The organism is Lysobacter sp. M2-1, from assembly GCF_022662495.1.
Taxonomy (GTDB): domain Bacteria; phylum Pseudomonadota; class Gammaproteobacteria; order Xanthomonadales; family Xanthomonadaceae; genus JAKPBU01.
Map to the genome: position 1 here is coordinate 1,974,337 of NZ_JAKPBU010000001.1, position 11,530 is coordinate 1,985,866.

An 11,530-nucleotide genomic window follows, 5' to 3' on the forward strand; every position below is an offset into this window, starting at 1 on the left:
GCCTCATGTGGGCCGTTAGCTCAGTCGGTAGAGCATCGGACTTTTAATCCGCTGGTCGATGGTTCGAATCCATCACGGCCCACCATCGCAGCGCAACCAACTCCTCGGATCCGGGCGTCTCAAGCCCGTCGTTGCGGTCGCGGGTCGTACCTATCGGGGCTTCGTTCCCGGCAGGTCGTCCAGGAACCGGGCGAGTGCCTCGGAAAAATGCACGGGCTGGTCGACGAAGACCGCGTGCCCCGCGCCCGATATCACGCTCAGCTGCGCGCCTGGTATATCGCGCGCCATCTGCCGCAGCGCCTCGATCTCGCCTGAGTTCTCCGCAGCGACGATCAGCGTGGGCCTGTCGATCTTGCCAACCACGCCGCGCCGGTCGGTGGTGAGCAGGTCGGATACCAGCATCGCAATCCCGGTATCCGTGGGCGTTTTCGCGGACGCACGCACCAGCGAGGATTTCCTGTCCGCGCTCATCGGCTGGGCCAGGCTCGCATCGATCATTCCGGCGAGATATTCGCTGGGATAGTGGGCGTAGAGGGAGATCCGGCGCAGCAGCAGGTTGGTTCCCTCCGGGTCAACAGTGAAACTTGCCGGCCCGGCCGCCAACGCGGAGTCCACCAGTACCAACCCGGCGATGCGCCCGGTGCCATGGCGCTCGATATAGGCGGCGATGTCCTGCACGCCTTGCGACCAGCCCACCAGCACCACAGGCGATTCGCTGAATTTCGGAAGCAGCGCGTGCAGGTCGTCGGCCCTGGCCTCCGGAGTGTTTCCGCTCGGCGCCTGGGAGGATTCGCCCTGCGAACGCGGATCGATGGCCACCACGCGGCGCGAATCGGCCAAGGCTCGCATCTGCTCCGTCCAGATCGATGCCGACCAGGTCCAGCCAGGCACGAATACGACTGTCGGATGCGGGCTTTCCTTGCCACCGTGCAGGTAGTGGATCGTGACGCCCTCGGATGTCTGGGCGAACGCGCTGGCAAATATCCGCTCCGAAGACCGGGTCCCGGTCGCCAATGCGGGCATGGGTGCGAGCAGAATGCATGCCATTGCCGTTCGGAGAATCGCTCGCGCACAAGCGCCGGACTGCAGGTGCAGTGAACGGCACGGAAATCGTTGACGACTGAGCATCGGGCCTGCTCGGGTAGTTGGCTGGAGAAAATTCTCGATTGGCCCTATCAAACGCCTCGAAAGCGATGCTTGGAAGACCCAGCGGTGCGTGTTTCACTGGAGCCAATCCGGGAAAATGCCATACACCCGATACTCAACGGAGTGGTTGACAAGTCACTCGAGCCGAGACCGTTTTCGGGTTCGGCCAGATTGCCGTCACGCTGCCCTCATGAAGAAATCAGTTCCCGCAGACTCGCCCGACGCATACGTCGCTGCGCTCACCGGCTGGCGCAAGGTCCTCGTCGAGAGCCTGCGTCGTTCCGCGCTTGCAGCGGGAAAGCTGGAAGAACGGATCAAGTGGGGGCACCTGGTCTATTCCTTTAATGGCCCCGTGCTGCTGATCCGAGCCGAGGAAACGCGCGTGCTGTTTGGCTTCTGGCGCGGCAAGCAGTTGGCGAACGTTGACAGGCGCCTGAAGCCAAGCGGCAGGTACGAATTGGCCAATATGGTGCTGGTCGAGGGCGATGAAGTGAGTCCTGCGCGGGCCAGGAGCCTGGTCGAGGCGGCAATCGAGCTGAACCAACAGCTCGGCGACCCAAGGGTTGCAGCCAAGGTCCCACAGGGCACGAACTCTTAGCGCCCATCCGGACGTTTGCCTGGTCGCTGGCGAAGCAGCCGGATTCGCTCGACGGCCGAAGCCTTGCAGGTCGCGATGGCCGTTAGCCCACCAGCCGCTTCTCGTAGCGCCACACCTCCAGGCGGAAGATGCCGGCTGGCGTGTCCAGCGGATTGACGACGGTGCCGGTGCGCTGCCAACCGCACTTCTCGTAGAAGCGGGCGGCGCGCTCGTTGCCGATCGCGCAGGCCAGCCAGGCGGTGGCGACGCCTGCTGCGGCCAGGCGCGCCTCGGCATCGGCCACGAGCGCCGCGGCCACGCCGGATCCACGCGCAGCTGCGGTGACGAAGAGCTGATAGAGCTCGTCGCCATGGACCATGCAGAAGCCGACGGCTTCACCTGACAGCTCGGCCACGCGGACCTGGTCGAGCGCGGCCCGCAGCCGCTCGCCGAAGCTCTCGAAGGTACGCAGGCGCGCCAGTTCTGCCGGCAGTATCTGCGCGTGGGCGTCCTGCCAGCCGTCGTACCAGATGCGGGCCAGACGATCGATCTCCGCGGCATGGGCGTTTCTGATGTTCATTCCAACCACCACGATTGCTTGTCCGTTACGTGCGCAAATGGATCAGGCCTCACGCGCGTCGGTGGCGCGCTCGAGCGCCGCCATCAGCTGCGCGCCGTAGCGCGCGAGCTTGGCCGCGCCGATGCCTTCCACCGTCGAAAGCGCGTCCAGATCGCGCGGTGGATCGAGTGCGACCGCACGCAGGGTGCGATCGTGGAACACCACATACGCCGGCAGGTTCTGCTCGCGCGCGACTTCGGCGCGCCAACTGCGCAGCGCCTCGAACCGCTGCGCGGCGTCGACCGGCAGGTCGACGGGTGAGCGGGCCATCGGGCCGGCAGCCCCGTCGCGCCTTCCCCGCCTGCGGGTCGCGGGCGGATCGCTGCGCAGCGCCAGCGTGCGTTCGCCACGCAACACGGCGCCGCTGTCCGCGGTCAGGCGCAGGGCGCCGTAGCCTTCCACGTCCGCCTCGAGCAGACCCGCGGCCACCAGCTGGCGGAACACGCTGCGCCATTGCCTGGCGTCCAGTTCCTGGCCGATGCCGAACGTGCTCAGGTGCTGGTGACCGAACTGCTGCACCTTGGCGCTGTCGGCACCGCGCAGCACGTCGATCAGGTGGGCTGCGCCGAAACGCTGGCCGGTGCGGTAGACGCAGGACAGGGCCTTTTGTGCGGTCACCGTGCCGTCCCAGGTCTGCGACGGCGAGAGGCAGTTGTCGCAGTTGCCGCATCGGCCCGGGTGCGCTTCGCCGAAGTAGGCGAGAAGAGTGCGCCGCCGGCAATCGGTGGATTCGCAGTAGCCGAGCAGTGCATCGAGCTTGCGGCGCTCCAGCAGCTTGCGCTGCTCGGCCGCGTCCGAGGCAGCGATCATCCGCTGCAGCAGGGTCGCATCGCCCAGGCCGTAGGCGAGCCAGGCTTCCGAGGGCTCGCCGTCGCGGCCGGCCCGGCCGGTCTCCTGGTAATAGCCTTCCATCGACTTGGGCAGATCGAGATGGGCGACATAGCGCACATCCGGTTTGTCGATGCCCATGCCGAAGGCAATCGTGGCCACCATCACCACGCCCTCGCCACGCAGGAAGCGGCGCTGGTGATCCGCGCGCACGGCCGCGTCCAGGCCGGCGTGGTAGGGCAGGGCGGTGATGCCGGCGTCGGCCAGCATCTGCGCCGTGGCCTCCACTTTGCGCCGCGACAGGCAGTACACGATGCCGGTCTGTCCGCGGCGTGCATCGATGAAGTCGAGCAGCTGGCGCGGACCGCCATGCTTGGGCACCACGGTATAGCGGATGTTCGGCCGGTCGAACGAACTGACGAACTGGCGCGCGTCCTCCAGCGCCAGGCGCTCGACGATCTCGTTGCGCGTGGGAGTATCGGCGGTGGCGGTCAGGGCGATCCGTGGCACGTTCGGCCAGCGTTCGTGCAGCAGGGTGAGTTCGCGATATTCCGGGCGGAAGTCGTGGCCCCACTGCGAGACGCAGTGGGCCTCGTCGATCGCGAACAGGGCGATGTGCGCGCGTTCGAGCAGCGAGAGGAAGCGTGGGGTGAGCAGGCGCTCGGGCGCCACGTACAGCAGGTCCAGTTCGCCCGCGGCCAGCTGGCGCTCGACCGCGTTCGCCGCCTGCGCGTCCAGGCTGGAATTGAGGAAGGCCGCCCGCACCCCCAGCTGGCGCAGCGCTTCCACCTGGTCCTGCATCAGCGCGATCAGCGGCGAGACCACGATGGCCGTGCCTGCGCGTAGCAGCGCTGGCAGCTGGTAGCACAGCGACTTGCCGCCGCCGGTGGGCATCAGCACCAGCGCATCGCCGCCGGCCATCACATGCGCGACGATCTCGGCCTGCGGCCCGCGGAAGGCGTCGTAGCCGAAGACGTCGCGCAGCCGATCCAGGGCAGCGGGTTGGGCGGGGAGATCAGGGACGGCGGACATCCGGGCAGGTTAGCAACCGTCCGTCTCACCCGGTGTACGGGAACCCCGCTGGATGGGGCAGGAAAACTCCGCTTTCCGCTATCGACCCGCTCGTAGGTCGGGGCTACGGCCCCGACGCTTCGCGATGATGGGTTGCGCGGACGTCGGGGTGTGGCACGCCTTATGGTGGCTGCCCTAGAGGCCGTGCAGTTGTGCGCACGTCGGGCGCGTAGGCCCGACCTACAGCTTCGGCGTTTGTTCGGGCATCAGGGCCCGGAGCCTGACCCCACCTTCCGTGGCCGGCCAATCGTCGGGCGCGGAGGCCCGACCCCGGATCGGGTCCGGGGCAGGCCCTACTGCAACAGCGAGCGCAGCATCCAGGCGTACTTCTCGTGGGTCTGCAGACGCTGGGTCATCAGGTCCACCGTCGGGTCGTCGCCGCCGCCTTCGCCGGTCTTGAGCACCTTGCGCGCGGTGCGGCAGACTGCCTCGTTGCCCACCACCAGCTGGCGCACCATCTCGCGCCAGTCCGGCGCCTGGGTCAGGCCTGGTTCTTCGCCGATCGAGGACAGGCGGATGAACTCGGCATACGAACCGGGGGCGTTGAATCCCAGGGCGCGGATACGTTCGGCCACGTCGTCCAGCGCGTTCCACTGCTCGGTGTACTGTGCCTCGAACATGGTGTGCAGGGCGTTGAACATCGGTCCGGTCACGTTCCAGTGGAAGTTGTGCGTCTTCAGGTAAAGCGTGAACGCATCCGACAGGTAAGTGGACAGGCCTTGTGCGATCTTCTTGCGATCGCCCGCGCCGATCCCGATATCGATCGCCGGTCCCTTGTCGGCCGGACCTGGCGAGGCGGCCGGATTCGGAACCGCGCCGGCCGGGGGGTTCTTCGACTTGTTGGACTTGCCGCTTTTCGACTTGGCCATGGGGGCACTCCTTTCGTGGATGCGCTGACCATACGCCAGGTACGTGCATCGTTGAAATGAAAGTTATCGTTCGTACGAATTCATGCAGCCTATCGAAGCCGAAAACAATCACGCGCCGAACCAGCGGGCATTGAGCCAGGCACGTCGGCGTCTGGACGCCGCCTGCACGCGTGATCGCGGACGGCTGCTCGGCCTATGGTCGAAGTGGAAGGCAAAGCCCGGCGATGCGGGTGCGCGGGCCGGGTTCGAATCCGCACTGCAGGCTTCGGTCGCGACGCGTGCCGCCCGGGCTGCCGCGCTGCCGCAAGCCCCTGTCGTGCCTGATCTACCCATCGCCGGCGAAGCCGAGCGGATCGTCGAACTGATCCGCTCGCATCCGGTGGTGGTGATCGCCGGCGAAACCGGCTCGGGCAAGACCACCCAGCTGCCCAAGCTGTGCCTGGCGGCCGGGCGCGGCGCGGCCGGGTTGATCGGCTGCACCCAGCCGCGTCGGATCGCGGCGCGGGCCGTGGCGCGACGCGTGGCGGAGGAACTGCAGGTGCCGCTGGGCGGCGCGGTCGGCTTCCAGGTGCGCTTCAGCGACAACGTGAGCGAGCAGACCGCGGTCAAGTTCATGACCGACGGCATCCTGCTTGCGGAAATCCAGACCGACCGCTGGCTCTCACGCTACGACACGATCATCGTTGACGAGGCGCACGAACGCAGCCTCAACATCGATTTCCTGCTCGGCTACCTGAAGCAGCTGCTGGAGCGGCGCTCCGACCTGAAGGTGATCGTCACCTCGGCCACGATCGACACCGAGCGCTTCGCCGCGCACTTCGGCAACGCGCCGGTGGTGAACGTGGAGGGACGCGGGTTTCCGGTCGAAGTGCGGTATCGGCCGCTGGAGGGCGAAGGCGACATGGCCGCTGCCGCCGGCGCGCGCGGCGCCTCAGGCGAGGGGCAAGGAGGCGAACGCAGCGTGCTCGACGCGATCGTCGCCGCCTGCGACGAGATTGCGCGGGACCGCTCCATGGGCGACACCCTGATCTTCCTCCCCGGCGAGCGCGAGATCCGCGACGCGCACCGGGCCCTGGAGCAGCGCAAATACCGGCACACCGAAGTGCTGCCGCTGTACGCGCGCCTGTCCGCACGCGACCAGGACCGCGTCTTCCACCCAGGCTCGCAGCGACGGATCGTGCTGGCCACCAACGTGGCCGAGACCTCGCTCACCGTGCCGCGGATCCACTACGTGGTGGACCCGGGCCTGGCCCGGGTCAAGCGCTACAGCCCGCGGCAGAAACTCGACCGCCTGCACATCGAGCCGGTCAGTCAAGCCAGCGCCGACCAGCGCAAGGGGCGCTGCGGCCGCATCGCGCCGGGCATCTGCTACCGGCTGTATGCCGAAGCTGATTTCGCCTCGCGCCCGGCCTATACCGACCCGGAGATCCGGCGCGCTGCGCTCGCCGGGGTGATCCTGCGCATGCTCTCGCTGGGGCTGGGCAGCATCGAATCGTTTCCTTTTCTCGAACCACCCGATGCGCGCGCGATCGCCGACGGCTGGCAGCAGCTGGCCGAGCTGGGCGCGGTCGACGATGAGCGCAAGCTCACCGCGATCGGCCGCAGCATGGCGCGGCTGCCCATCGACGTGAAGCTCGCCCGCATGCTGGTGTCCGCGCAGCGGCATGGTTGCCTGCACCAGATGCTGGTCATCGCCAGCTTCCTCGGTATCCAGGACCCGCGCGAGCGCCCCGCCGATGCGCGCGCGGCGGCAGACAACGCCCATGCGCAATTCGCGGACGCGAAATCCGAATTCGTCGGGATCCTCAAACTCTGGGATGCCTATCGCCAGGCGCACGAGGAGCTGACTCAGTCGCAGCTGCGCAAGTGGGCCGACAAGCACTTCCTGGGTTTCCTGCGTCTGCGCGAATGGCGCGAGCTGCACCGGCAGCTGAAGCTGCAGTGCGAGGAACTGGGATGGGGAATTCGAGAAACGAGTGAAAAGGAACGAGGAACAAGTGTGGGCGAAGCCGATCCATCGGGCATTCGTTCCTCCTTCCTCGTTCCTCGTTCCTATGCACTTTTGCATCGCGCCCTGCTCGCCGGCCTGCCCACCCAGCTCGGGCACCTGGTCGAGCGGGGCCTCTACGATGGTCCGCGCGGGCGCAAGTTCCAGCTGTTTCCTGGTTCGCCGCTCGCGCGCAAGCCACCGCCATGGGTGCTGTCGGCGACCCTGCTCGATACCGAAAAGGTCTGGGCTCTGACCAATGCCGCGATCGAGCCAGACTGGGCGATCGACGAACTGACGCATCTGCTGCAGCGGCGCCACCACGATCCGCGCTGGTCGCGCGCGCAGGGCCGGGTGATCGGCAGCGAGCAGATCAGCCTGTTCGGCCTGGTGCTGGCGCCCAAGCGGCCAGTGCACTACGGCGCGCTGTACCCGGTCGAGGCACGCGCGATTTTCCTGAGCGATGCGCTGGTCGCGGGCGAGATCAACACGCGCGGCGCCTTTCTCGCGCGCAATCTGAAGACGCTGGAATCGGCGCGGGAGGAAGAAGCCAAGCTGCGGCGCACCGGCCTGGTGATCGACGAGGAGGCGCAGGCGCAGTGGTACGACGCGCGCATCCCCGCGCACATCGTCAGTGCCCAGGCGCTCGATGCCTGGTTCGCCAAACTGGCGAAGGACGAGAAAGCGGCGCTCGAATGGGCCCGCGACGACCTGCTGGTCGGCGACGGCAGCGACGCTTCGCGATTCCCGGCGTTCATCGCCTTGGGCGATGCCCGGCTGGCGGTGCGCTACCGGTTCGAGCCCGGCGCGCCGGACGATGGCATGACCGTGGTCGTGCCGCTGCACTTGCTCAATGCGCTCGATCCGGCGCGGCTGTCGTGGCTCGCGCCGGGCTTCGTCCAGGACAAGGCGGCGGCGCTGATCCGGTCGCTGCCCAAGCCGCTGCGGCGCAATTTCGTGCCGGCGCCGGACTTTGCCAAAGCCTTCGCAGAGGCGCATCCGGCGCCTGAGGCCGACAGCATCGAGGGCGCGCTCGCCAGGTTCCTCAAGCGCCTGGCCGGCGTAGAGATTTCCGCGACCGATTTCGAACCGGCGGCGATCGATCCGCATCTGCACGCGAACCTGCGCCTGCTCGACATCGCCGGGGAGCGAGCCAGCGACCGTCGCGTGCTCGCCGAATCGCGCGACCTCGCTGCGCTGCGCGAACGCTTCGGCGCCCGCGCCGCACAGGCATTCGCGTCGCACGCGGCAGCAGGGCTTGCGCAACCGGGGTTGATCGCCTTTCCCGATACACCGATCCCCGAATCGGTGCCCGGTGCGGGCGGCGTGCCAGCCTATCCCTCGCTGCAGGAAGACGGCGACAGCGCTTCGCTCGTGGTGCACGCCGATCGCGCGGTGGCGCACCGCCTGCATCCGCAGGGCGTGCGCCGGCTGCTGGCCATCGCGCTGGCCGACCGGCTCAAGCAGGCGCGCAAGCAATTGCCGGTGCAGGCCAAGACCGGGCTGTTGTATGCAGCGATCGAGTCCGCGGCCCCGCGCCAGCTGCAGGCCACGGCGCAAACGGGCGGATCGAAGGGCGATCGTCTGCGCGAGGATCTGGTCGAAGGCGCGTTCTCGGCGCTCGCCGCCGACGGCTTGGAGCAGGTCCGCGATGCCGGCGCGTTCGCGCAGCGTCGCGATGCGATCGCCACGGCGCTGTTCCCGGAAGCCATGCGCCGGCTGCAGCAGGCCGAAGTCATCCTGGGCCAGGTCGCCGCCGTGCGCGCCAGGCTCGACAGCAGGTTGCTCGGCTGGGCGCGCGGCAACCTCGACGACATGCAGGCCCAGCTCGCGGCGTTGCTGCCTCCTGGCTTCCTCCGTGACGTGCCTGCTGCCGCGCTTGCCGAATATCCGCGCTACCTCAAGGCGCTCGCCCTGCGCGCCGAGCGCGCCTTGCGCGATCCGGCGAAGGATCAGGCGCGCATGCTCGAACTCAAGCCCTTCGCCGACGCGGTGGCCGCTGCCCTGTCCGAACACCCGGGCGACCCGGACTGGCAGGCAGTGCGTTGGGACCTGGAGGAGCTGCGGGTGTCGATGTTCGCGCAGGAGCTGGGCGCGAAGGGCGGCATCTCGCCGAAGAAGCTCGCCGCGCGCCTGGCCCAGCTGCAGCGGTCGGCGTGACCTGCGAATGCGACGTCGATGGTTTTGCCGGCAGGCACGGACACCGCTAGTGTAGGACGCTGATCGCGTTGATGGCTGCCGTGCACCTCCGGAACGAACAATTCGAAAGCCTGCTTGCGCAGCCGCCGCTGTCGGCGCTTCCCGAGGCGTTGCGCGATGCATTGGCGGGGTGCGCACGCCGGGCCGGACCCGCCGAGCCGGGACGGTACGCCGTGCTCGCGGATACGCTGGAACTGCTTTCCGTCCTCAATGCCGATGCCGACACGCTGGCGGCGACATTCGTGCATGCACTCAATGCCGTCCCGGTGGAGGAGATGGCGGCGTTCGAACGCACGCATCCGGAAATCGCCCCGCTGCTCGAGGGCCAGCGCGCTGCAGCGCAGGTATGGAGCCTGCACGCCGGGCAGTCGGCCGGTGGCAATGCCGAAGGCTTGCGCCGGCTGCTGCTGGCGATCGTGCGCGATCTGCGCGTGGTCCCGATCCTGCTGGCCGAGCAGCTGGCGCGGATGCGGCTGTCGCGCGACCTGCCAGAGGACGAGCGCCAGGCGCTTGCCCGCCTCACCCGCGACATCCATGCGCCGCTCGCCAACCGCCTGGGCATCTGGCAGTTGAAATGGGAGCTGGAGGATCTGGCCTTCCGCTACCTCGAACCGGACACCTACAGGCGCATCGCGCGCCTGCTCGACGACAAGCGGACCGGCCGCGAGCATTACATCGAGCAGGTCAAGCGTGAACTGGGCGCCGCCTTGCGCGATCAGCAGATCGTCGCCGACGTCGCCGGGCGGCCGAAGCACATCTACAGCATCTGGAAGAAGATGCAGAAGAAGAATGTGCCGATCGGGGAGCTCTACGACCTGCGCGCGGTGCGGGTGCTGGTCGACGATGTCGCGGCCTGCTACGCGACGCTGGGCGCGGTGCATGCGCTGTGGGCGCCGGTGCCCGGCGAATTCGACGACTACATCGCCCGGCCCAAGAACAACGACTACCGCTCGCTGCACACGGCGGTGATCGGACCCGAAGGCAAGACCCTCGAAGTGCAGATCCGGACCCACGAGATGCATGCGCAGGCCGAACTCGGCGTGGCCGCGCACTGGCGCTACAAGGAACATTCCTATGGGGGCCGCGGCGGCTCGCAGCGGTCCGCTGCGGCCAATGCGGCCAACGACCGCAAGATCGAATGGATGCGTCGCCTGCTGGAAGCCAGCGCCGAAGGGCGCGAGGGCGAGCAGGCGCTGTCCGGCAACTTCGGCACCGAACTGGTCGAAGACCGGATCTACGCGCTCACGCCGCTGGGCAAGGTGATCGACCTGCCCGCGGGCGCCACGCCGCTGGACTTCGCCTACCACGTGCACACCGAGGTCGGCCACCGCTGCCGTGGTGCGAAGGTGGACGGTCGGATCGTGCCGCTCGATTACCGGCTGCACACGGGCGAGCGCGTGGAGATCCTGACGGCCAAGACCGGCGAGCCGCGCCGCGACTGGCTGCTGGCATCCAATGGCTTCCTGGCCAGCGCCCGCTCGCGCGACAAGGTGCGCGCGTGGTTCCACAAGCTCGACCGCGCGCGCAACCTGCAGGCCGGGCGCGAGATGCTCGAGAAGGAACTCCGGCGCCTGGGCCTGCTGCAGGCAGACCCGACTCCGGTGCTGGCGAAGTTCAACGTGGCCAGCTATGAAGACCTGCTGGTGCTGGTGGCACTGGGCGACGTCGGCCCGCACCAGGTCGGGCGCGCCCTGCTCGAGCACGAGCGCGCGGGCGAGGATTCCGGTTCGGCGCAGCCGGCGCCACGCCAACCGCGCAAGCCGTCCGGTGCCGGCACCCCCGGGTTTACCGTCGTCGGCATGGGCAATCTGCTGGTCCAGATTGCGCGCTGTTGCCAGCCGCTGCCGGGCGAGCCCATCGCCGGCTACCTGACCCGTGCCCGGGGCGTGACCGTGCACCGCGCGGACTGCGCGGCATTCCTGCGCCTGTCGGCGACGCAGCCGCAACGGGTGCTGCCGGTGGAGTGGGGACGCAGCGATGGCGGACACGCAACCGGCGTGCTGGTCGAGGCGCTCGACCGCAAGCACCTGCTCAAGGACCTGACCAACCTGATCGCACAGGAAGATGCGCACGTGCTGGACATCCACAGCGAATCCCAGCGCGGCCATCGCGTGCGGTTGCGGTTGCGGGTGCGGGTGCGGGATTTCGGGCAGCTGGCGCGCCTGCTGGGGAAGATCGAGCAGCTCTCGGGCGTGGAGTCGACGCGGCGGGCGTGACGCCGCGCTGCCCGTCAT

At 68.2% G+C, this 11,530-nt stretch carries 6 protein-coding genes, 1 tRNA gene and 1 pseudogene; 4 read left to right on the forward strand and 4 right to left on the reverse strand.

Annotated elements, in window-relative coordinates:
* Positions 1 to 9 precede the first annotated feature (9 nt).
* Positions 10 to 85 (forward strand) — tRNA-Lys (locus MC375_RS08600).
* Positions 86 to 150: 65 nt separating this feature from the next.
* On the opposite strand, the gene MC375_RS08605 is transcribed toward MC375_RS08600, so the two are convergent.
* Positions 151 to 1,047: an alpha/beta hydrolase gene (locus MC375_RS08605; protein ID WP_242102861.1), complete on the reverse strand. Its 897-nt coding sequence runs from the start codon at positions 1,045 to 1,047 to the stop codon at positions 151 to 153.
* Positions 1,048 to 1,336: 289 nt separating this feature from the next.
* Here MC375_RS08605 and MC375_RS08610 point away from each other — a divergent pair, with 289 nt between their 5' ends.
* Positions 1,337 to 1,744 (forward strand): DUF1801 domain-containing protein, encoded by a 408-nt coding sequence (locus MC375_RS08610; protein ID WP_242102862.1) that lies wholly within the window; start codon positions 1,337 to 1,339, stop codon positions 1,742 to 1,744.
* Positions 1,745 to 1,826: 82 nt separating this feature from the next.
* On the opposite strand, the gene MC375_RS08615 is transcribed toward MC375_RS08610, so the two are convergent.
* The 3 genes and pseudogenes from MC375_RS08615 to MC375_RS08625 form a co-directional block, all read right to left on the reverse strand.
* Positions 1,827 to 2,303: a GNAT family N-acetyltransferase gene (locus MC375_RS08615; protein WP_242102863.1), complete on the reverse strand. Its 477-nt coding sequence runs from the start codon at positions 2,301 to 2,303 to the stop codon at positions 1,827 to 1,829.
* A gap of 42 nt (positions 2,304 to 2,345) precedes the next feature.
* Entirely contained in the window at positions 2,346 to 4,202 is a 1,857-nt protein-coding gene (gene recQ / locus MC375_RS08620; protein ID WP_242102864.1) for a DNA helicase RecQ, read from the reverse strand.
* Between the two features lie 332 nt (positions 4,203 to 4,534).
* Positions 4,535 to 5,011: pseudogene (locus MC375_RS08625) on the reverse strand (Dps family protein); the annotation flags it as partial.
* 229 nt (positions 5,012 to 5,240) lie between these two features.
* Between MC375_RS08625 and hrpA the strand changes: the two are divergent.
* Complete coding sequence (gene hrpA / locus MC375_RS08630) at positions 5,241 to 9,257, forward strand: ATP-dependent RNA helicase HrpA (RefSeq protein ID WP_242102866.1); 4,017 nt, start codon at positions 5,241 to 5,243, stop codon at positions 9,255 to 9,257.
* Positions 9,258 to 9,328: 71 nt separating this feature from the next.
* On the forward strand, positions 9,329 to 11,512 hold the full coding sequence (locus tag MC375_RS08635; RefSeq protein WP_242102867.1) for a bifunctional (p)ppGpp synthetase/guanosine-3',5'-bis(diphosphate) 3'-pyrophosphohydrolase: 2,184 nt from the start codon (positions 9,329 to 9,331) through the stop codon (positions 11,510 to 11,512).
* Positions 11,513 to 11,530 lie beyond the last annotated feature (18 nt).